The organism is Alicyclobacillus mali NBRC 102425 (assembly GCF_001570745.1).
In the GTDB taxonomy this organism is placed as follows: Bacteria; Bacillota; Bacilli; order Alicyclobacillales; family Alicyclobacillaceae; genus Alicyclobacillus; species Alicyclobacillus mali.
In genome coordinates, this window is record NZ_BCSG01000020.1 from 74,771 (window position 1) to 96,664 (window position 21,894).

Genomic DNA, 21,894 nt, shown 5'->3' on the forward strand with positions numbered 1-21,894 from the left:
TTCAAGTTGCCGCCGTGATCGACGCGGCCAGAGAAAGGAGCCGGACCATGACGCCAAATGATCTCGACGCACTACTCCGTGAAACGCGCACCTTTGCCCCGTCGGAAGAATTTCGCCGCCAAGCGAATTACAATGATGAAAGCATTTACGAGGAAGCGGCGCACAATCCGGAAGGTTACTGGGCGAAACAAGCCGAAAACATCACTTGGTTCCATGAATTTGAAAGCGTTTGCAGGTGGGACCCACCCCATGCACAGTGGTTCATCGGCGGCAAGTTGAATGCCGCGTATAACTGCGTAGATCGCCACACGCTCACGCACCGCAAGAATAAGGCGGCCATCATCTGGGAAGGCGAGCCAGGCGACAGCCGCGTGCTCACGTACGACATGCTGCGGCGCGAAGTGGATAAAGCGGCGCACATGCTCACCGAGCTTGGCGTGAAAAAGGGAGACCGCGTCACCATTTATTTGCCGATGGTTCCCGAACTCCCGGTCGCGATGCTCGCGTGCGCCAAGATCGGCGCGATGCATTCCGTCGTGTTCGGAGGCTTTTCCGCGCAATCCTTGAAAGATCGCATCCTGGACGCCGGCAGCAAGCTGCTCATCACGGCCGACGGCGGCTGGCGGCGCGGCAAGGTCATCCCCCTCAAGCAGAACGCCGACGAAGCCGTCGAGGGCACGCCTATTGAGAAAGTGGTGGTCGTCAAGCGGATTGGCGAAGCGGCCCAAGCGGGTATGAATCCGACGCGGGACGTGTGGTGGCATGAACTTATGGAGAACGCGCCGACGAAGCCCTTCCCCGCTGAACCCGTGGATGCGGAGGACTACCTCTTCCTGCTCTACACGTCAGGCACGACGGGCAAGCCGAAAGGCATCGTGCACAGCACGGGTGGATATTTGGTTGGCGTCAACACCTCGATGCGGACCGTGTTTGACCTGAAGGACGATGATGTGTTCTTTTGCACGGCGGACATCGGCTGGATCACCGGCCACACCTACATCGTGTACGGGCCTCTTTCGGCTGGCGCGACGGTCGTCATGTACGAAGGATCGCCTGACTATCCTGATCGCGATAGGTACTGGGCCATTGTGGAGAAATACGGTGCGACCATCCTGTACACCGCACCCACGTCCATCCGAATGTTCATGAAGTGGGGTCCCCAGTACGTCGAAAAGCACGATCTCAGCACGCTCCGGCTGCTCGGTTCCGTCGGCGAACCCATTAACCCAGAGGCGTGGATGTGGTACCACAAATACGTTGGGCAGGAGCGCTGCCCCATCGTGGACACCTGGTGGCAGACGGAGACCGGCTGCGCGATGATCGCCCCGCTGCCAGGCATCGTCACCACCAAGCCCGGATCCGCCACCAAGGCGGTGCCCGGCATCTCCGTCGATATTTTCGACGACGACGGCAATCCGGTGCCACCGGGACATGGCGGAAATCTTGTCATCACCAAGCCATGGCCGTCCATGCTGCGCACGGTATGGGGTGATGACGAGCGCTTCCGCAAGACGTACTTCGGAAAATTTGAAGGTATCTATCTGCCTGGAGACGGCGCGTATCGAGATCAGGATGGCTACTACTGGATTGTCGGGCGGCTGGACGACGTCATCAATGTCTCGGGCCACCGCATCGGCACGGCGGAGGTCGAGAGCTCCCTTGTGGCTCATCCCGCCGTGGCAGAAGCGGCCGTGATCGGACGCGCCCACGAAGTCAAGGGGCAGGCCATCACCGCGTTTGTCATCCTCAAAGAAGGCCACACCGGTTCGGACGATCTCGTCGCGGAACTGAAGCAGTTCGTCGTGGAGCAGATCGGCGCCATGGCGCGGCCCGAGGAGATCATCTTTACCGCAGATCTGCCGAAGACCCGAAGCGGCAAGATCATGCGCCGCCTGTTGCGCGACATCGCAGAAGGACGCGTTGTCGGCGACACCACCACTTTGGCCGATCCAGCCGTCGTCGAGCAGCTGAAGTCGCAATACAAGGACCAGGAATGATTGAGATGTCAGCCGCACGGACGTCCTGCGCTTGGAAGGAGGTGATCCGGCAGGCGCAGGACGCCCACTCGATTTTGCCGAGCCGTTGTCGCCCCATGAAAAGAGATGGAAAAGAGGGTGAATAGAATGTCTGGTCAGGTGAAAATTGCAGATCCTGGCCCGCTCGGCCTCGCCGGATTTGGAATTACGACGTGCATTTTGAGCCTCATCAACGCAGGCGTGGAAAGCGCGGGCGCGCTCGGCGTGGTCCTCGGACTCGCCATCGCATACGGTGGAACGGCGCAGTTCATCGCTGGACTCTGGGAGTTCCGCAAGGGCAACACATTCGGCGCCACCGCGTTCTGCTCATACGGCGCGTTCTGGTGGGCGTTCTACCTCATCAACAAGTTCGCGCCCACGGCAGGGCTGGGACTCTTCCTCCTGTTCTTCGGAATTCTCACGCTGTTTTTGTGGTTCGGCACTTTCTATCTGAACAAGGCGCTCTGGTTCGTGTTCCTGACCCTGTGGATCACGTTCTTCCTGCTCGCGGCGCACGCCTTTGGCATCATTGGCAGCAGCTCCGCCGGTGGCTGGGTAGGCTTTATCTGCGGACTGAGCGCGCTCTACACGTCGTTTGCCACCGTGTTGAACGAGACGATGGGACACGTCTTTATGCCTGTGGGCCAGCCGTTTGCACAAAAGCGCCCCTCGTCGGCTGGTGTAAGCGCTTAATATCAAACCGAGAAAACGCTTGTTTTTGCACGAAGAAATAGCCACTTTCGCAGCAAAGGCGGCTCTTGCCAGGCCGCCTTTGCGTTTGCCTCCCTCCTGCTTCCTGTTCAGCGCTCGTCATCCCCGATGTGTCCATGCAATCCGCTCTCGAGCAATTTACGAGTCTCTTCCACATGAGATTGAATCACGCCCCGCACCCAATCTCCATCGCCCGCGACGATGGCCTCCGCAAGACTTCGATGCTGGGCCAGCGCGCCTTGCATATCGGCGGAACCTCGCTGCATGCGCTTGCGCATGACCAGCGCCAACGTGAGTTGCAGGAGTTTTCGCATCTCGTCCCAAAGCCGCGTCAGGCGACGATGGCGGGATGCGCGGACCATCACGTCGTGATAGGCGAGATCAAGCTCCGCAAATCTCTGCCAATCACGGCGCAGCGCCGCATCTTCCATTTCAATCACGAGACTCAACAAACTTCCGGCGAGCCGTTCCCGTTCAACGCGGCTCCGTTGACACACGCGAGCGGCGCTGAATTGTTCGATGAACGTTCGCACGTCGTACAGCTCCAAGGCGTCGGTCAAGTCGAGCCCCAACACGCGGGCGCCGCTTCGACCAAGTGAAATCAGTCCCTCATGCGCCAACTGCCGAAGGGCTTCGCGTACAGGTGAGCGGCTGGTACCGAAGCGGCGCGCCAGCGCATTTTCACTGAACACGTGCCCAGCAGGCCATTCGCCCCACACAATCTCCCGGCGAAGCACATCCGCGATGGCGTCTCCGAGCTTCTGTTCCTCGTCGCTGCCCCGGTCCAAAGTACCCCTCCTTTCGAACCCTTCAGTCAGTTGACACCAACGCGTTCAGGCTCTATCATGGACATCGCCTACACTTACGAATTGTAAGTGTCAGGATAAAGAGACACATGGAGTGGAGGAAAGGCAATGTCCAACGTCCGTTTGACTATCCTTTACTATAGTGCAACGGGGACCAACTATCGAATGGCGCAGATCGCGGCGGAAGCTGCGCAAGAACTTGGCGCCGAAGTGCGGGTAAGAAAGGTTGCAGAGCTCGCCCCTAACGAAGTCATTGAGTCCTCTCCGGCATGGAAGGCGCACGTCGCAGCCACGGCGCACATCCCTGTGGCGACGCCGGATGACGTGGCGTGGGCAGATGCGGTCATCTTCAGCGTTCCGAGCCGATTCGGCAACATCCCGTCGCAGATGAAACAATTTCTAGATACGCTTGGACCCCTGTGGGCGAAGGGACAGACCGCAAACAAGGTCGTGAGCGCGATGTCGAGCGCGCAGAATCCGCACGGAGGTCAGGAAGCGACCATTCTCTCACTCTACACCTCCATGTTCCACTGGGGCGCCATCGTCGCTGCACCAGGTTTCACGGACGCGTCCGCGTACGCGTCGGGCGGAAATCCGTATGGTACGAGCGTGACCGTGTCGGAAAACGGCGAGATCCCTGAAGGGACACAGGATGCGATTCGCCATCAGGCCCGTCGCACGGTGACCATCGCGTCCTGGGTCAAGCAGGGGCAGGCAGTGACCGTTTGAGCACAGGCCCGCGCAAGCGGGCCCGCCTCGTTGCACAAGGACTATTTGAGAAAATCGGGCTCCTTAAACCGAGGATGCGGATAGCGGTAAAATCCCTCCCCAGACTCGCGGCCGAGCTTGCCCTGGTCGATCATCGACTTGAGTTTCTCGGCCAGTTTGACGTAGGCCTCGTTCCCCGACTTCGCCTTGCCGGACGCGATGTTGTACGCCGTCCGAATGCCCACCGTATCCAAGATGGAAAACGGCCCTTCCTTCGCGCCTGTCGCAATCATCCACGTCTTGTCAATGGTCTCTGGATCCGCCACTTCGTTTACCCACAACATCTGAGCAGCCTCCAAAAAGGGCACAAGCAGCGAATTGAGAATGTACCCTGGCTGCTCCTTGTGCAGCGGCAGCGGCACCATGCCGATGGCTCGCGCGAACTCGATCACGTCCCGAAACACCTGCTCGTCGGTCCCAGGGTGGCGCATGACCTCCGCCGTGTTGTGCCGCCAAATGGAATTCGCAAAGTGAAGCGCGAGAAACTTCTCCGGCCGCCCCGTGGCCTCCGCAAACTGGCTCGGAAGGAGCGTCGACGAATTGGTAGCGAATACCGTACGCGCCGGCGCGACCTTGCCCAGCCGCTCGTAAAACTCCCGCTTCACATCGGGAATCTCAGGCACCGCCTCGATGACCAGATCGGCCTCTCGCACGGCGTCGGCGAGATCGGACGTCAGCCGTATCCTGTGGATGGCCGCGTCCACTTGCTCCTGTGACGCACCGAGGTCCCGCATGTAGTTGGGTTTCAGCTTCTCCAGGCGATCGCGCACCTTGGCGAGGGCCTCGTCCGAAACGTCGTAGATGACGACCGGAAAACCGTGAAACGCCGTTTGGTACGCGATTTGGCTCCCCAGCACGCCGCCGCCCGCGACCGTGATGTTCCGAAATGTCATCTTCTCCACCCTTCCCTTTGCGGCGCCTGCCGTTTTCCTTACGCGGGCGACATGGTCACGCGCTCTCGCTCGACAGGTGCTTCCTGATAGGCCGTGGCGATCCCGACCGCCGCGATGCGGCGCTTGTCCACCCTTCGCACCGGGACGTCGCACGCGAACGCGGCACGAAAAGGAAACGGTTTCAATCCGACCCGGCCAGACCCCACCCAATGAACCTCAACGGGTTCGCCCAGGGCGGGCTCCAGCTCTGGAAAGGGACGCTGAAGCCAAGGGGCACCAGGATTCTGACCGGAAGGCGGATCGCTCAGGCACACGTACAAGGATAGTTTATCGAGAAATTGGACAATGCGCACATCGCGCTCCACATCTTGCTCCTCTACGCCGAGATCCGCCGCGATGCGCGCCTGGCGCGACCGCTCCCGCGCGAGGAAGGCCAGCGCGTCCGAATCCGTGGCATGCTCGAAGAAGGCCGTGTAATGCCGACTTGCGAGGAGACCAGCGTACGGATCTCGAGCCTCGAGTTCGTCGACCCCGCAGTGATAATGAGCCAGTTTCCAAGAATCGGGTAGGTCGAGAAACGAGTACGGCTTCCTGCCGGCGTCGTTCCACATGGGCACCTTGTCCATTCCCTGCCAGGCCAAGTCGTGCTCCGCGACACCCGTGAGGACCGAGGTCCGCCGATCGGGGCTTGAAAACGCTTCATCCCGCAACCACGCGCCCATTTCGCCCGCGTGCAGGCTGTGATCATACTGAGCAATCATCCGAAACGCGTCTCCCACGTCCACGACGATCACGTCCGACCGCCTCCATTGCTAAACAAAATGCCGCTTCTGGGAAGCGATGCTGAATCGCTTCGCCAGAGCGGCTCACATTCCTGCCACATGTGCAAGACTTCAGTCGCGCGTGGCCTCAGCGACGGCGCTTTCGAGCGCATCCTCGACGCGCGCTGCAACGGGATCCAGGGCGGGATCGCCAATCCAGCCAATGAGCGACGTCGGCCTGGGAAACGCCACCTTCGTCCGTTCACCGTCCTGGTACACCACGACCTTGCAGGGGAGAAAATACCCGACCTGAAGGTTTTGCGACAAGACCTCGTTTGCGGCCTTGGGGTTACACACCTCGAGAATTCGGTACGGCGTCGAAAACGGCATGCCTTTGGCGCGAAGCGTCTCGGGCACGTCCATTTGCCACAGAACGCCGAACTGCTGCTCCTTCAGCGCCGCGGTGACTCGCTCGACCGTCTCGTCCACCGAATGCGGCGAATCATAAACGCGAGCCCAGGTTTCGGTCATTCTCCATCCCTCCCGTCGTTCCATACGGACTCCAGAGCTTGAAGCACAGCGTGTTTCGGCGCCAGCCCCTGAAGCCGCATCACCGGCATTCCCTCGCGAAATCCTATCAGCGTCGGAATGCTCATCACTCCATACGCCTGCGCGACGCGCGGATGATCGTCCACATTCAGCTTGCCCACAATCAACGCTCCTTCGAACTGGCGAGCCACCGCCTCAATCACGGGCGCCATGAGCCGACATGGTGCGCACCACGGCGCCCAGAAGTCCACGAGGACGGGTTTCGCGGCGTCGCGAAGGAGCGCGGTGAAGGACGCCTCAGACAGTGTCAACGTGGCCATGGCAACATCTCCGCCTTTCCCGAAGCGGCAGCTTCGTCAGGACGAACGCCGCTTCGCCGCATTCCAAGCCATGATCCCGCCCGTGAGATTGCGCACCTCCCGAAAACCGTGGCGTGCGAGCCACTTGGCCGCGCGAGCGCTCCGCGCACCGGAGCGGCACATGACGATCACGGGCTTATCCTTGTCCAATTCTCCGCTGCGATTCGGCAACTCGCCGAGTGGAATGTTCTTGAATCCCTGAATGTGACCGCCCCGGAATTCCGAAGGCTCCCGCACATCGACGAGCTGCGCGCCGGACTTTTTGCCCCGAAGCAGATCCTTCAACTCCTCTGCCGAGATCGACCGGACGCCCTTGGCCGGCAACGACCGCCAAACCCACAAACCCACAATGGCCACGACCGCAATGATCCAAATCCACGACATCGACTATCTCACTCCTTGTAGGCTCACCTTCATACCTTACTGGGTATAGTATAAGGCAACGCATGCAAAACAACAAGCGGCCGCATGGAACACATCGGCCGCCTTGCCATGATGGCATGAGTATGCGCGCCTCGCCTCTAAGGGGAAATCAGGCGCCGCGCGGCGGCGTGGAGACGAGGCGCAAGTGCCATGGCCGCGACGGCGAGAAACGCCACGGCAACCCCGGCGACCTTCGGCCAGGCGACGGTGTCGAACCAGGCCACCACGCGTCCGCCTTCGACGAACCACACGCCCGCCAAGAAGATCTCGAACGAAAACCAGGCGAACCTATCGCCTCGCTCGGAGCAAACCGTCCAGGCCGCCGACCAAACGGTGTTCCACGTGCCCACGAGGACGCTGACGAGTCCCGCCAGAAGCACCTCGCGAACATCCTCGCCCCTTGTCAGGTGAGCCAATTCCAGATGCGCCCAAAGGACCACGCCACCCAGCACACCCGCGGCAAGCCACAGCCAAGTGCTGAGACTTTCAGCCAGTGCAAATCCGGCGATCACGCCCTCCTTGCGCACGGGCCAGCCCCGCATCCAGTCGCCGAGGTGTTCGAGAAGACTCGCCACCGCGAAGCCGCAAAACATCGTCCACAGCCACGCGCCGCCGATCATGCCACCCTCGAGACGGGCGAACAGGAGATGAGCATCGCGAGACGTCCACCCCAATGCCACCAGCGCCACAAACACGATGACTGGGCCGAAGAGGAGGACCACCGCGGCCCTCCAAGCCGGTCTGGCACCGCCCGGCCACAGCACGCGCCCAAGTCCCATCCGAAAGATGAACATGGCGGTGCGGACGAGGTTCACGCTGACTGATTTGACCTGCGGGCGCAAACCGCGGGCGCTCGAATTGGGGTCGAACCGGTGCATGAAGCGCCGCGACGATTCCGCTTTTTCAGGACGGACGCGCTCCACCTCGTCCCCTGCTGTAAGGAGCCACGTGCCGCGGACGAGGCAACGCGTGCCGACGGCAGCCGCGACCACGCCATACGCCGCGTAGACCGCCGCAAACACCAGCCAACTCTCGTGCATTTCGGACAGAGGACCGCGCCTGGCAACGTCGTCGCATAGGAAGATGATCAAGCCCGACCCAATCATATCGCCTAACGTTCCCATCCAGCGATAGGCCGAGCTTCGCAGCGCGGAGAGAACCGCCGAGACACAGGCGAGACCCATGCATATCAGGGCTGCCGCTGCGAGGAGTGAAAGCAAAGTACCGAGAACCTGAGGATTGCGCATCAGCCCATACGCGGCATTGATGGCGGCGGAGAGGGCTGCCCCAAGAAGGCACCAGCCGCAAAGCCGCGCGTACACCACCGCGGCGCGAACGCACACCACCGTGAAGCGCGAATACGGAAGCATCGCCGTCGCGCCGAGTCCGTCTCCCGTCCCGGCGCGCACGAGAGAAAAAGAACCGAAGAGGAGCCAGATGGTGAACGACGCGAGTCCGACGCGATTCGGCGAAGCGGAGGTGCTCGCCGAGATGGTCAGGCCCGCGGCCAGCGATACCCCCGCCGCGACGAGGAGCCACACGAGTCGCCGCTTCCATGGACGCTGGCCTCCCCTTCCCCTGGACCACTCGAACCGCCACAGGGCGAGCCATCGATCCGCGTGCGTCACGGCGAAAACACCTCCCGGTAGCGCGAGGCGACCGACTGGCCACGCGCACGGATGGCTTCGGCCGTCTCGTCCGCTGCAATGGAGCCGTCTTTCAGGAAAAGGACGCGATCGAAGAGCGGCTCAAACTCGCGGACGTCGTGCGTGGCGACGATGACCGTGCGGCTCCCGTCACCGCACTCCCGGACGATGGCGGACGCGATGGTCTCCCGCGACAACAGGTCGATGCCCGTGAACGGCTCGTCGAGGAGCACGACGGGCGCCTCGCGCGCGAGGCACGTGAGGAGCCCTACGCGCACTCCCTCGCCGCGGGAGAGGCGGGCGATGGGGCGGTCGAGGCGCAGGGCGAGATCGTCCACGAGGCGGCGCTCGCGTTCCTCGCTCCAGTCGGGATAGAGCCGGCGAGCATGGATGATCCACTCGCCGATGGTCAGCCAGCCGGGGAGATGTCCCCGCTCGGGCAAGAGCGCGGTGTGCCGAAGCGTTCGCCAGCCCGGCGGCTCGCCGAGCACCCGGATGCGGCCCGCTTCGGGTGCTAGGACGCCCGCAAGGATGCGCAAGAGCGTCGTCTTGCCCGCGCCGTTTGGCCCAAGAAGTCCCACCATTTCGCCGACCGGGATGCGCACGGTCACGTCGCGAAGAATGGGGCGCCTGGCAAACGTGAACCCCACGCCGTCACACTCGATGGCTGCCTGCATCGTCGTCCTCTCCTCCCCCCGCTTCGGCGCCCAGCCGAAGCAAATCTTCCACGCGCATGCCGAGATCGGCCGCGACGCGCCGCACGTGTTCCAACGCCTGCCGCGCAATGCGCGCCTGGGCCCGCGCCTCAACCCCCGAACTGCGCGCCACGAATGTGCCCTGGCCGCGAAACGTCTCGAGCAGCCCGTCCTGCTCCAGCTCGGCGTACGCGCGCATGACGGTGTTGGGCGTCACGCGTAGACTGGCGGCGAGATCGCGCACGGAGGGCAGGCGCGTCCCGCCTGGCAGGCGCGAGGCGGCGATTTCGACCCGGATGCGGTGCGCAATCTGCTCATACAGCGGCTGCGACGGATCGAGCTCCCACGCGGGAGGTTGCCAAGGCGGATCCAGCGTCATGGCGGTCCCCCCCTCGCAGCCCGAATGTGTTAAGTGTATTAAATCACATGATACACTCAGGCCGCAATTCCCCGCGACTCGCGACAAGGCGGCCGAAGGCCGGGGCCCGGCCATGCCTTGTCGCAAGCTGCTTCGAGCCGAACCTCGGCCAGACCTGTTCACGCGAGCGCGGCGAATGGGCGTCACCCCTTCGGCCAGTAGGCATCTCCGCGGACGACATACCCAGGCAGCGCCATGGGCGGACGATGGTGAAACCGGGCGATCACGTCCCGTGCCGAGATGGCGCCCATGTTTTCGGCATCCCAGTCGAGCGGCGACTGCATGATGGCTACCACTTCTTCCGCGAGTTCGTTGCGCTCAGCATCCACCGAGCTCTTTGCCGGATAGGGAAACATGAGCGACCAGAGCATATCGGGCGGCAAGCTGCCGTGATTCACGAGGGTCGGATACAGGTTCCACGCCAATAGCTTGCCCGTCCGATACTCGGAAAAGGGCGGTAAACCCGGAACGCTCACACCCACCAAACTGTCCCAGTAGCTGGCGAGCGACTGCGCCGCCAACTCCACATCCAGGTTGAGCGCGTCGAGCGCTGCTTGGCCAGTGGACTCAACGTACGCCGAATCGGGCACTTGAATGATGGGAGCCTGAATGCGGAGGACATCCGCATGGGCGGGGATGGAGGGCTTGGCCGGAAAAGATCCGATCCACTCACCCACCCCCACATCCACCCTGTCGCCCTGGACCGCAAAGGAGGGCACCGTGAGATTCGGGGTGACCATCTCGATATACGATCCGATGGAGTAGCTGCGTGGAATGGGGTACTGGACGGCCTGACCCGTTTTCGTATTGAACGCGACGAGGCGGTCCCACGTGCGATAACCCCACAGCGTCGCGAACGTGCCCCCTGGGAGTGGCGGCGACTCAGGCCCCTTGAGAGCCACCCAGACCCAGTCCCCCACCTGGCCCAGAATAAGATTGTCCCACGCCCCTGGTGCGAAAGACGCTGGCGTCATGTCCGATCCATACATGGGAATGGCCGCTGGCCACGGGGGTCCCGGTCGGGTGCCCATTCGCACCGAGACCTCCACGGGATGCCCGCCCGTCGGCCATTGGTAGGGGAAGACCAGCTGTACCGATCCGTTGTAGCGGGATTGGGCGCGCGAAGGCATCGTGCCGGCGCGCGTCAACACACCGGTGGCCGGTGTGAACCAGGCCACGTCCCACGTCTTCGCAAAGGTGACGCCCTCGCCCTGGAAGCGATCGTCCCGAATCCACAGTTTCAGCCGACCCTTGCCCGGGCGAATCCCCGCGATCACGGCCATGTCGCCGTACATCGACGCAATGGGCACAAAGTACCATCCCATCTCACCATGGCTGACGGACGTCCCCTGACCCGCCTGCCCCGTCGACGGCGTCGTCGAGATGGATGTCGTTTCCCAAGGCGCGGTTCCACACCCCGACACAGAGAGGACACACGCCAAGACAGCGCCCATCGTCCAACTCGTTCGTCCCACGTCGAGACCTCCAATTCAGCGGCGGATCGACCGACCAGTCAGTCTCCAGCCGAAGGCTCAGGCCCCTGGTCCACACGCGCGCATGAAGCTTCCGGATCACAGGCGCGATTTAAGACGCCGGCACGTACAGGTGATTTCGGATGACGTACCCGGGAAGCGCGATGGGAGGATTGCCGTGAAACTGCGCCACGACCTGCTTCGGCGTCAGAGCCAGCACACCGTACGCGTCCGCCTGCAGGCGGCTCTGCAGCATGTTCAGGATGGCGCGGCCCATTTGTTGGCGCTCCGCGTCGCTTTGCGATCCGGCCGGGAACGGGAAGAATAGGCTCCAGAGCAAATCGGGCGGCAGATCACCGTGATTGAGGATGGCCAGCTCCTGGTTCCACGCGCGCATTTTGCCGGTTTGATACGCCGAAAGCGGCGGTACGCCAGGCACATGCGCCCCCATCTCCATATCCCAGTAGCTCGCGAGGAATTCCGCCGCCTGGCGCTCATCCGCCGCAAGGTCCGCCAGGGCGGCCCGGCCCTCCTGTGCCACGTACGAACCGCTCGCCGCCACGCGTACCGGGCTCGCGGCGCGCACCACCGTCGGTGCGCCTGCCGCTTCCGGCACAGCCGGGAAGCACCCCACCCATTCGCCCACCGCGACATAGACGCGATTTCCCTCGCGGGCGAATGAAGGCAACACGTCGTTCGGCGTCACCATATCCACCCAACTGCCGTAACCGTAGCTCCGAGGAATGGCGTACTCGACTGCCTGGCCTGTCACGACGTCAAACGCGACGAGCCGATCCCACGTGCGGAATCCCCACGTGATGGGCCACGCGTGCGGGAAAAACGGCGGATCCTTCGGCCCCTTCAGCGCCACCCAAATCCAGTTCCCGACCTGGCCTAGAATGACATTGTCCCACGATCCCGGCGGCAGCGACTCAGGATTGACGAGCGAGCCGTAGGTTGGAATGCCCGAAGGCCACTTCGCCGCGGGCTTCCCACCCACCTGGACCGTCACCGGCACGGGCACGAATCCGCTCGGGAAGCCGCTCGAGAACTCGAGATGAACGGGCCCCGCATACGTGCGCTGCGTTTGCGCAGGCAGGCTGCCCGCGGGTTGGAGCGCTCCGGTGGCCGGCGTGAACCACGCGGCGGCCCAGCGGTGACTCGCGATCCACCCCTCGCGGTTGCGGACTTCCACGCGCACCGTGATGCGCAGGCGCGCACCCTCCGGATCGATGCCCGCGATCACGGCGAGATCGCCGTAAACCTGGCCGATGGGCACCGCGTACCAGCCGACGGCAGGCGCGGGCGAAACCTCGGCGGCCCCAGTTCTCGCGGGCTGCGATTCCGAGGCGGCGGTTGCGGCTTGCGCCGCGTCACCTGCTTGAGCGGATTTGGATGTCGACGCGGGTGCTGGCTGCGCAGTGGAGCTTACGGCGCGATGTTGGACACTCGCCGCCCCGCTCGGCTCGCCATCAGGAGATGAACCGCACCCCGCGAGGAGCGCGCTTAGTGCCATTACGCATGAGGCGGTGCTTACGACCTTTTTCATGGAGCAACCCTCCATGCCGACGCGCCGGGATCTCCGCAAAGGAGCTGGCGCGGGAAGCGAATTAAGACGCATGCGCGACGGACAACTCGTAGTTGAGGATGGTGGTCTCCAGGGCGTGCGGGACGCCCCGAATCTCCTCCTGGATGAAGGCCCAGTTGACGTTCGGACCATGCACAAAGATGGCAAGGCCGTTCGTGCCATCTGCTAGCTCATACGCTAGGACATTCGGGTTCAGAAGAACGCGGGCGGCAAAGGTCGGCGACGTCACAGGGCCAAAGTTCTGGGCGTCCTGCGGCAACAGCTGCTGCCAGTTCGGAAAGTACGCCATGACGTCCTCGTCGATGCTACCCATAGCCGTGTCGATGAAGAACGTGAGCGCGCCCGTGCCGTCCTCGCTCTCGAGGTCAATGGCGTCGGAGGCATCGGCGCCAACGCCAGCGCGGGTGACCCACCAGCCGCGCGGTCCCAGCAGTTCCACGCCACCGTCATTCATGCCGTCATTCATGAAGTACACGCACAGGTCTGCCGTTTGGCCCGAAGGGATGGTGAAGTGAACCGGGCGAAATCCTCCCGGCGGATACGGCAAAAGCGGCTGCGTGGGCGTGATCCCGTACTGCGCATTCACAATGGGCACGACGGGGATGCGCACCTGCTGTCCGTCGCGCCCGATGAAGAGCACCGAATTTTCGTCGTTCAGGAGGCTCTCATTGGCAGTGGACGCCGGTTGGGAAGACCTCCCGGTCTCTTGGGCTGTGGCGTTGGCCGGTGCGGACGATTTTTTGGGCTCCGCCGCATGCGTCGGATGCGCCGTGGTCTCGGGCTTGGATGCGTTCGCGACGTGCTCCACGGATGACTGCGGAGGACCGCCGCATCCCGCGAGGGAGGTGGCGAGCGCACCCACCAGCGCGAACAAGCGCGCATTGCGTCGCACGCCGGCCATCCGCGCGCGCTTCCACGCGGATGGGATCTTCGAAGGTGGTAGCCGATTCACATGGAACGTCTCCCGTGCGCGGACGCATTCGCTCGCGTCCGCCAAAATCGCCGAAGATAAGAGAAGGTTCGACAACGCCACGAGAAATCCTCTCGCCCGAGGAAACAAGGCCCATGGAAACCGAGGACGATGTGCGGTGGATGACGTTACGAGTCGTTTCCGCGGCGATGAAGATGGGGCGACACAGATGTGGAAAGATAGAGGAATGCCGCATGAATGCTTGCGATCACGACTTTGGAAGACCCAAGCCCACTTGGCACACAAAGCCAAGCAGGGCAGCTGACCCTCTTGGGTTAACTGCCCTGCTTGCAATAAAATATGGAGCCACCTGTCGGATTCGAACCGACGACCTGCTCATTACGAGAGTCAAATTGTCCGATTTCGTGGAGTATTATCAAGTTGTGCTCAGGTCTGAAAAGCCTTGTCCCGATTGGGATTTCGGCATTTGTGTTTTGCGGTGAGCGGACCTGAGCACATACGATTTTTGATGAGTTGACACCCAAAGTGACACCCAAATCCCCTTGCGCCGCGAAGCCCGTTAAAACAACATCTGCCGGATCGCTGTATTATTTGAGACTAATTTTCATAATATCCGAATAATATGTAAGGTTGCTGAGAGCACCTCGAGTTGAGGATAGGCATCAACAACGTCATTGATAGCCGACCTCCAGTTAGTTCGACGTTGGCAATAGGATGATTTTCAAGAAATGCAATCGAACACCAAGTCTAATCGGGCACCTCATCGTTACAAGGGACTTGGGAGCCATGTTGGCCCATGTCCCTCTACTTACATTCAGACTCGACGCGACTTGCTGTGACTAGGTTTTTTCATCAGGAAGATTTATTGAGAAATATCTGGGGAGTTTCGGCTAATCACAGGGGTTAGTGACCTTGTATAAGTTTTTCATAATCCCTAGCAGCATCTACCATATCCATTTGCAATCTGCGTTTCGTCATACGATAAAACCATTCGGGAACGAAAATCGGTTCAGTTCTCGTTTGATAAATTTTGTCTTGAATTCGACGGCACACTGACACCTCGAAGTCTCTATCCATAATTTTGCTTTCAATTAGGTTCAATACTTCTTCATGAATCGCTTTCTTTTGAACAATAAGTTGCCGATTGTGTCTAATCCCGTCTATGCCGAATAACAACAGAGATATCACCGGAACAAACTGTTCTAGTAAAGCATCACGAATAGGAAGATTCGAAACCCACATCCACGCGATATCGCCAAACGCAATTATGCACACAGCCCCAATTAAAATGTATGTGTATTGTTGGCGTTGATGGTGGTCCCAAGATAAATTTGACTGTTGACAGATCAGCACGCTTGCTGGATACGGCACATCGGAAACATCCGGATACCAATCCTTCAGTGATTCTAAATTACGTAACCCAAATCGCCTACTTGCTCGACTTATCACTTCTCTTGGAACGCGATGTCCAACTAGTTGATCGTTCCATTCCAAGCCGAACAATTTGACATCAATTTCTTCCTGTGTTTTGGCTGCTTGAACAACCTTATGTTTAATAGCCCCTTTTATACAAATATAGTACAACATTGTAACAATAAAACTGATTAAGTCGATAATGTGCTCAGATGATCGAACGGCCGTAGCAACGATTACCGTGCTAACTGCGATTAGTAATGATAGGCCGGAGTATATACTATAAATAAGTTTTGCGTCACGGTACAGGCGTTGCGCCGCCGCAAACATTTTGAGCATTGAATCTTCATTCTGGTTCGTGACTAATCCCTTCAAGACTCTCAACCCCCTAATGAACACAGCAGATATCATCCATAACCAGGGAATTCCGAACCGAAGATCCGTTTCCACGCTTCAATCGCAATCTCGTGATCCCCTTTTGCTTCTGCGTATAACGCCGCAGTAGCCTGCTTACTAGCACTGGCTGCAGCGGAATGAACTTTATCACGAACATCGTCGTCCAAGTTATTCAAATTTCCTTGTATTCCTTTCGGGTCAGGGCAAGGACTGTAAACAGCCGTACTTATGAATGTGAATAGGTCGCGCAAAGCTTCCCCAACGGAACCAATCACCCGTTTTTTCTCAAAAAATGATATTGCCATATTTTCCAGTAAATAAGATGAAATCGCAGGAACAGCACAACGCCTGTTCCAATACTTAAGGAGACGGATTAGCCCAAGTACTCTACCATCGTGCCGCTGATTTGTATCAGTTGCACGTTTTGCATCAATACGTGGATCAGTGAATTTCCACGCACCGCGTCCATCCGGGATCACATAATATGTACGTCCGTCCACGCGTGGTTTGGTGATGAAGGCCGGAACAATGTCGAAGTTCCAATCATAGCTAGAAAGATGCAATGTTACTGCTTCTTGACTCCGATGGATTTCAGAATTATCGTACTGTGGCACCTCAGACAGAAATGCTTTAAGCAAATTTAACACCCTACGAGAGTTAAGGACCCCGTCGTCACACAAACGGCGCAGTTGCGGTGCACTTTCCGGTACATGCACCTCTATTTTGTCTGACGACTCTGTGTAAGTAGAACCTTGAGCCGAAAAAACAATTATAAGATCTACATCATCCAACGTACGAATTTTGGTACTCCTAGCAAATGAACCCATCAAAACCGGGGATTCTTCTTTATAAATTATTGGAAATCCTTTATACTTAGATGGAAAACTCTCGATGATCTTCACCAGCCAATCCCGACTCCGTCGTGCGCCTGAAACGTCCTCAGGATTTAAATCAACGTAATCTCTCGCGAATTGCCGAAAGGCAGAAGCAACAGTCCTAGCCAAAGAGGATCCCCCACTAAGGAAGTGCGTTGCTCGCACTCACTCTACTACAACTTCAATATGATGCACCCAAAAAGGATACACCAGCCAACTTTGAGGCTCTACTCCTCCTCAAACTCCCCGTGCTGAAACTTCAACTGCCTCATGTTCTCGCTGATGATTCGCTGGAATCCCTCATCAAATCCCTGCTCCGAACGAGCAGATATGTCTACGGTGAGCTCGATTTGAACATCCGGACGACTCGTGAAATGCTTCAGGATTTCGTCGAATATGGTGCTAAACTCCATTTTTGACGTCATCGCATTGAGCTGTACTGTACCGTAAAACCGACGTTTCGCCGCGGCAATCTCCCGCGCTTGGCCATTCCCGCCGTCTTCTCTTACGTATGTCCCGACAGTGGTTCCAGTGGCAGGTGTATTCACAGGCCTATGGACGCCCGTCAAACTTCCTTCTTGTAAGGGAGCATGCGATGGGCTTCCACCCTGTGTGTCCACCACTTCTGGCACTCGCGCTTGCTGTGCCTCCCGCTGTTTCCTCTCTGCGTATGCCCTAGCCTCCTGTGGCTCAATTAGTAATAGAGATTCGTCCATGGCAACGGGGGCATGCTCCTCAAAAGCAAAGCCCCGATACTCACCATCAGCCTCGGCATAGGCAATGCCAAAAGCACCGCTCCGCACTCCGACCTCAATCGCCCGGCGCAAAACTTCCATGTCCGTCAGCCGATCCAAATACACATACCGGCACATGCTCCTCCAGACTTCGAACGCCGACACAGCCGATTTATCCTCTTTCCAGAACCACTTCTCAAGCTGAGGCTTCAAGTGCACCGGCGACCAAGTCTCGATCAAGAATTCGTTGTCTTTCAGCTTGTTACATATCTCGTCCATTGTATTGGCTGCACTGCTCGATAACATGACGGCTTCCCATAAAAGCGGACCCAAGCCTTTTCCGTTGCGAACTTCCTGATACGGAATGAGCATCCACTTATACGCGTCCCGTAGCGTGCGCGCAGCCACCTGCTGAGCGGTATCCAACTGCTGCTTGACCTGATTCTGTTGAAGCACATCGAGATTGAGTCGCAATTCCGCGACGTCCTTTTGAATCGAGGCCCATGCCAACGCTGTACGTACATGGTCCCTCAGTCGCTGTACGACATCATAGTCCGCAGCAAGAAACAGGAGCCGGTTCTGGTTCAACCGGGGCTGTGTCCCGCGCATGGTAAGGATTTGCTTCGCGGCTTCCTGTGCATCCTCCGGAGCCGATCGGCTATACGCTGCCTCCGTCGGCAAGACCACCAATCGGATTCGCTCATCGTCGGGCACGTCAGCCGATGAGGTGAACACGTGCACCCCCTCAAACGGTGCCCTGCGAACCAGCCATTTCGTGATGCGATCACGAATGTCTTTCTCCGTCTCATCCCTCCCGAAACGCTGCTTGCGGCTCTCCATCTCGCGCCGCAAGTTCGGTCTCGTGTCGTAGAAATAGCGCGTTCCCGCGACATTGAGATAATGTAGGGTGTCACTCATACGGCGAAGGACATCCTTATACACCCCTACAGTCTGTCCGGGCTGCATGCAGCCGAGAAGGATATCTGGGATTTCGATTCCGCGTGCCGCTTGGCCAGGTACCTCCGGTGCCGTACTGAGAAAAATCGTGCGTGCAACGCGCCTTGCTGCTTGAACTGCACCAAATCGGGTATCGCGGTCGAGTCTCGCTGTCTCCGATCGCGGACCGTCCACATCCCGTTCTACGACAGGGTCCCATCCCTGCGGAAGATAGTACAAGAGGTCGTTGCGCACGTCCGCAAAGTCGATGGGCAAATCAGCAGGTTGGATCATCGGCGAAGTGTTGCCGTCCGTCCACAGTTTGTGAATTGCCTTTGCCATCAAGCGCAGGACACCGCGTGTCCGCTGGAATTTATCCATCGACGACCAGACATTGTACAATGCGTCGAAGACCGCTGGGTGAATCGGATATGAAGCCCGCAAACGCTCCAAATACCGACTTTCCTGAGTCTCCGATGGAAACTCACCGGCATGCTGCAGGTACATCTGCATGTACGCTTGGCAGGTTTCTTCCATCGCCCGCTCGTCCGCGATCGCGGAAAACAGCCGGCGCCGAACAATCTCGAATGCTTCTTCGGCGCCAACCGGTTTCCAAAGTGCCTGCACTCGGCCGAATATCTTCTCCAAGCTGTCGAGGGCCAACTGCGCACGCGGACCTCCGAGTTCTAACTCGGACTCAGGCAGCGATGCCAGCACCATCGCGTTCGGGACGGCCTTTACTGCCTCCGTCAGTGCTTGAATGAAGGACAAGTTGGACTCAAAGGTTCCGCCCGCATACTGACGGCCCTCTTCGAATTGGCGAAGGTACGCGACGAGCTCGTCCATGAGAATGACGCAAGGAGCGTATTCCTCTAGGAGCGCCGACAGCACGCCCTTGCCTGGGGACGTCCCCGATTCGTCTGATTCCCTGATTCGCTCATAAGCGGCCCGCTTACCAAGCTGCCAAGCCAGTTCGCCCCACATCGTCCGAATGGGCTGGCCGTCGTGCATTTGCGGCTGATTCGGGGACAGTTGATTGCCGTCAAGCACCACAACCCTGGCTTTTGGAACCTCCACGACACCGACGGCGTCGACGATAGGCCCGACACCTTGCAACTCGTGTAAAGGTACCTCTCCCTTGGCCAAGTGATACACGGCCAGCAGGGTATGAGTCTTGCCTCCTCCAAACGCTGTCTGGAGCTGCACCACTGGCTCTCCACCGAGGCTACACAGACGACGCACGATGGAGTCAAGGAGCAACCGCATTCCCTCGGTGATGTAAGTCCGAGCGTAAAAGAGTTTCGGGTCCTTGTATTCGTCCGTTGCGGTACCATTGTGAACACGTGTCAAATCGGCCGCAAACTCTGACTGCTGAAAGGTCCCGCGCAACACATCCTCATGCGGTACGGCAACCTCGCGCCAAGGCTTGAGAAGCATGACCATCACTCCGTCCTATTCCACATCCAGAGTCAATTGAGAACCGGACAGTCCAGTCTTGTGGGCCACTTCGGCAATGGCATCCCAACTCGCAATCAGTTCGTTGTATGCCCTTGCGTCCTCCGCCCATCCCTTGCGCTCACACAATGTATAGAGCCGATACGCCAATGAGCGGATAGACTCGGAACGACTGTACATGCCCGCAAGCAGCTTGCCCGCAGCCTGCTCGCCTTCCAGTTGGAGTGCGCGGATCAGATGATGAAGCGCCTCCCATACAGGTATGTCATGGTCCTGACCCGGACTCCAACCGGACGGGTACTCCTGCCATCGCAGCAATCGGACTTTGCCGTGACCCGCAGTCAGAACCCCCGCAGCGTGTACCGCATCCACACTCGTCCCCTTGGCACGCGCCAAAACATCCGCACGACCAAAGTCGGCCTCAGACCATCCGAATTGGTCGAACCAGTTGATGCAAAACAACGTGTCGGCGTCGACCTCCGCATCGGAGGCATGCAAATAAGCGTCAACAATTCGATTAATTAACTGCAAAGCCGTCTTCACCGTCATCGGTGACCCATCTGCTTCAAGCACTGCGGCGTATTTGGAGAACACGGCCATACCGGGTCCAATTGCCGCTTGTTGGAGATCGACGGCAGCGATAGGTGACTGATCTGGACCGCCGTGCATCATGTCCGATAGAGCCTCAGGGATGACCGTGTTCAGTTCCCTCAGAAACGCTCGCCGGGAGATCGTCTCAGCATCGGCGGACCGTCGACGGCACACAATGACAATGGAAGACGCAAGAGCATTTGAATCTAAACCACGCATGCGGTTTGACAATTCGGTCCGTAGGGGCCATGTACCGGTAACGGCAAATCCCGCTTGAAGAAGCGCTTCGAGGAACGCAACCCAACCTTCTGAGGAAGTCCCCTCGTCCTCTGTATCTGACTGTTTGAATGCGTAATAGATTGTAACCGGAAAGGCGGGATGAGTTGAATTTGCTAAGGTGGACATCGCCTTGGACATGCCTTGCATGAAAAACAAGTTCGCATCTTCCTTGGAGCCATGACGGTCGGTCGCTGCCACTAATTCATCTTTTTTCGGTGTCATCAGTGTTGCTAATAGTCTTGGAAGAATTGGATTTAGGGAGCGTCTCAACCACACGTAAAAGAAGTCTGAGAGATCCGCATAGCCTACATTGTCGTAGTATGGCGGATCCGTCGAAACGATCTTGCCTGCACTTATGGACTGGGTCTGTGCATCTGCGAGATGAGCCTCACCTAAAATTGTATTAATCGGAACATTCTCTACGACTTTCCAGACCCATTCTACCATACTCATCCAATTTCCCGTTGAATCCGAAAAGGGATTTGCCTCAGCGAAATCCCATACCATGGGGATGGCCTGGCGAGCGAATGTATTTCGCACTTTAGTGTATCCTGTGTCCCAAGAACAGATTACACTCCCACGGTCCACTAATTTGTCTACCGCTAAAGCAAGGTAAACTGCTACTGCATCTGCATACGCCCTCGCGCCTGACCCACCATCCCCAAGTCTTATTCCGTCGTCCGCCATACCGCTGCTACGTGCATCCTCGTACACCTTTTCCCGCGCCTCTGAGACAAGGTCACAGAACGTATTCAGTGCAATAAGTTGCCTCTCCGTAAACAAATGATGAAAATGAGTAAGTCCATACAGTGGAGTGGTCATAAACCGCCGATCTCCTTGTATCTCAACGCTAGGGAGCCATTTTGGCCTGTCAACATCGCCCAAGCAATGCATATCTGGCCTGGCTGATAGATAAACTCGCCCATTTTGGCCCTCCGCAACAACTGCAAGCAAACGTTTCCTTATTCTCCCAGCAATTCCTTCAGCCTTGATATAGTCTGTTGGAATAGGGGAGCCGGACAGTAGACAACGAAACGTTGCACGACCTGAGAGCTTGGTACCACGAGCCACTTGTTGCGGGTCTTGTGGCTGTCCATGCCGAACTTCAAATCTGTAAGAATCACCTTCGATAACTGGCTCAATGTATACCTCCTTGCCAGGCTTCTTCGATGAGCCTTTT

The 21,894-nt window shown here is 58.7% G+C and carries 19 protein-coding genes; 3 read left to right on the forward strand and 16 right to left on the reverse strand.

Annotated elements, in window-relative coordinates; translation table 11 throughout:
* The first annotated feature begins 47 nt into the window (after nt 1–47).
* Both acs and AMA01_RS08480 read left to right on the forward strand, forming a co-directional pair.
* Nucleotides 48–1,997 (forward strand): acetate--CoA ligase, encoded by a 1,950-nt coding sequence (acs, locus tag AMA01_RS08475; RefSeq protein ID WP_067849953.1) that lies wholly within the window; start codon nt 48–50, stop codon nt 1,995–1,997.
* 126 nt (nt 1,998–2,123) lie between these two features.
* A complete protein-coding gene (locus AMA01_RS08480; protein WP_067849956.1) occupies nt 2,124–2,708 on the forward strand; it encodes an acetate uptake transporter in 585 nt (194 codons plus the stop codon).
* Nucleotides 2,709–2,815: 107 nt separating this feature from the next.
* Here the strand turns inward: AMA01_RS08480 and AMA01_RS08485 are convergent, their stop codons facing one another.
* On the reverse strand, nt 2,816–3,514 hold the full coding sequence (locus AMA01_RS08485) for a GntR family transcriptional regulator (protein ID WP_067849958.1): 699 nt from the start codon (nt 3,512–3,514) through the stop codon (nt 2,816–2,818).
* Nucleotides 3,515–3,640: 126 nt separating this feature from the next.
* Here AMA01_RS08485 and wrbA point away from each other — a divergent pair, with 126 nt between their 5' ends.
* Complete coding sequence (gene wrbA / locus AMA01_RS08490) at nt 3,641–4,261, forward strand: NAD(P)H:quinone oxidoreductase type IV (RefSeq protein ID WP_067849960.1); 621 nt, start codon at nt 3,641–3,643, stop codon at nt 4,259–4,261.
* Nucleotides 4,262–4,302: 41 nt separating this feature from the next.
* On the opposite strand, the gene AMA01_RS08495 is transcribed toward wrbA, so the two are convergent.
* From AMA01_RS08495 to AMA01_RS08560, 15 genes are all read right to left on the reverse strand, one after another.
* Nucleotides 4,303–5,193: a 3-hydroxyacyl-CoA dehydrogenase gene (locus AMA01_RS08495; protein ID WP_067849962.1), complete on the reverse strand. Its 891-nt coding sequence runs from the start codon at nt 5,191–5,193 to the stop codon at nt 4,303–4,305.
* Between the two features lie 38 nt (nt 5,194–5,231).
* The gene (locus tag AMA01_RS08500; RefSeq protein ID WP_067849964.1) at nt 5,232–5,987 is read right to left on the reverse strand and encodes a DUF3891 family protein; all 756 of its coding nucleotides are present in this window, start codon (nt 5,985–5,987) and stop codon (nt 5,232–5,234) included.
* A 99-nt stretch (nt 5,988–6,086) separates the two neighbouring features.
* Nucleotides 6,087–6,485 (reverse strand): DUF302 domain-containing protein, encoded by a 399-nt coding sequence (locus AMA01_RS08505; RefSeq protein WP_067849966.1) that lies wholly within the window; start codon nt 6,483–6,485, stop codon nt 6,087–6,089.
* Nucleotides 6,482–6,823 (reverse strand): thioredoxin, encoded by a 342-nt coding sequence (trxA, locus tag AMA01_RS08510; protein ID WP_067849968.1) that lies wholly within the window; start codon nt 6,821–6,823, stop codon nt 6,482–6,484. Before trxA ends, AMA01_RS08505 begins: the two co-directional genes overlap by 4 nt.
* Before the next feature lie 36 nt (nt 6,824–6,859).
* Nucleotides 6,860–7,246, reverse strand: a complete 387-nt coding sequence (locus tag AMA01_RS08515) for a rhodanese-like domain-containing protein (protein ID WP_067849973.1) — start codon at nt 7,244–7,246, stop codon at nt 6,860–6,862.
* A 137-nt stretch (nt 7,247–7,383) separates the two neighbouring features.
* Nucleotides 7,384–8,913, reverse strand: coding sequence for a hypothetical protein (locus AMA01_RS08520; protein WP_067849975.1), 1,530 nt, complete (start codon nt 8,911–8,913; stop codon nt 7,384–7,386).
* Nucleotides 8,910–9,608: an ABC transporter ATP-binding protein gene (locus AMA01_RS08525; protein ID WP_067849977.1), complete on the reverse strand. Its 699-nt coding sequence runs from the start codon at nt 9,606–9,608 to the stop codon at nt 8,910–8,912. Before AMA01_RS08525 ends, AMA01_RS08520 begins: the two co-directional genes overlap by 4 nt.
* On the reverse strand, nt 9,586–10,005 hold the full coding sequence (locus tag AMA01_RS08530) for a GntR family transcriptional regulator (protein WP_067849979.1): 420 nt from the start codon (nt 10,003–10,005) through the stop codon (nt 9,586–9,588). Before AMA01_RS08530 ends, AMA01_RS08525 begins: the two co-directional genes overlap by 23 nt.
* 182 nt (nt 10,006–10,187) lie before the next feature.
* Entirely contained in the window at nt 10,188–11,519 is a 1,332-nt protein-coding gene (locus tag AMA01_RS08535) for a hypothetical protein (RefSeq protein ID WP_156468428.1), read from the reverse strand.
* Nucleotides 11,520–11,628: 109 nt separating this feature from the next.
* Entirely contained in the window at nt 11,629–13,065 is a 1,437-nt protein-coding gene (locus tag AMA01_RS08540; protein WP_067849983.1) for a hypothetical protein, read from the reverse strand.
* A 61-nt stretch (nt 13,066–13,126) separates the two neighbouring features.
* The gene (locus tag AMA01_RS08545) at nt 13,127–14,137 is read right to left on the reverse strand and encodes a DUF4850 domain-containing protein (RefSeq protein ID WP_231862883.1); all 1,011 of its coding nucleotides are present in this window, start codon (nt 14,135–14,137) and stop codon (nt 13,127–13,129) included.
* A gap of 801 nt (nt 14,138–14,938) precedes the next feature.
* Nucleotides 14,939–15,823 (reverse strand): S-4TM family putative pore-forming effector, encoded by an 885-nt coding sequence (locus AMA01_RS08550; protein WP_156468429.1) that lies wholly within the window; start codon nt 15,821–15,823, stop codon nt 14,939–14,941.
* 32 nt (nt 15,824–15,855) lie between these two features.
* On the reverse strand, nt 15,856–16,746 hold the full coding sequence (locus tag AMA01_RS13585) for a hypothetical protein (RefSeq protein ID WP_231862884.1): 891 nt from the start codon (nt 16,744–16,746) through the stop codon (nt 15,856–15,858).
* Between the two features lie 200 nt (nt 16,747–16,946).
* A complete protein-coding gene (locus AMA01_RS08555) occupies nt 16,947–19,832 on the reverse strand; it encodes an ATP-binding protein (protein WP_307188452.1) in 2,886 nt (961 codons plus the stop codon).
* Between the two features lie 9 nt (nt 19,833–19,841).
* A partial coding sequence (locus AMA01_RS08560; protein WP_067850007.1) for a DUF1156 domain-containing protein occupies nt 19,842–21,894 on the reverse strand: 2,053 nt, incomplete at its 5' end.

What these genes read in the sequence shown, in the direction of transcription:
- AMA01_RS08555 (WP_307188452.1), bottom strand. Translation starts at nt 19,832, where the DNA reads ATGGTCATGCTTCTCAAGCCTTGGCGCGAGGTTGCCGTACCGCATGAG.
- AMA01_RS08530 (WP_067849979.1), bottom strand. Translation starts at nt 10,005, where the DNA reads ATGACGCTGGATCCGCCTTGGCAACCTCCCGCGTGGGAGCTCGATCCG.
- AMA01_RS08515 (WP_067849973.1), bottom strand. Translation starts at nt 7,246, where the DNA reads ATGTCGTGGATTTGGATCATTGCGGTCGTGGCCATTGTGGGTTTGTGG.
- wrbA (WP_067849960.1), top strand. Translation starts at nt 3,641, where the DNA reads ATGTCCAACGTCCGTTTGACTATCCTTTACTATAGTGCAACGGGGACC.
- AMA01_RS08505 (WP_067849966.1), bottom strand. Translation starts at nt 6,485, where the DNA reads ATGACCGAAACCTGGGCTCGCGTTTATGATTCGCCGCATTCGGTGGAC.
- trxA (WP_067849968.1), bottom strand. Translation starts at nt 6,823, where the DNA reads ATGGCCACGTTGACACTGTCTGAGGCGTCCTTCACCGCGCTCCTTCGC.
- AMA01_RS08525 (WP_067849977.1), bottom strand. Translation starts at nt 9,608, where the DNA reads ATGCAGGCAGCCATCGAGTGTGACGGCGTGGGGTTCACGTTTGCCAGG.
- acs (WP_067849953.1), top strand. Translation starts at nt 48, where the DNA reads ATGACGCCAAATGATCTCGACGCACTACTCCGTGAAACGCGCACCTTT.
- AMA01_RS08480 (WP_067849956.1), top strand. Translation starts at nt 2,124, where the DNA reads ATGTCTGGTCAGGTGAAAATTGCAGATCCTGGCCCGCTCGGCCTCGCC.
- AMA01_RS08495 (WP_067849962.1), bottom strand. Translation starts at nt 5,193, where the DNA reads ATGACATTTCGGAACATCACGGTCGCGGGCGGCGGCGTGCTGGGGAGC.
- AMA01_RS08540 (WP_067849983.1), bottom strand. Translation starts at nt 13,065, where the DNA reads ATGAAAAAGGTCGTAAGCACCGCCTCATGCGTAATGGCACTAAGCGCG.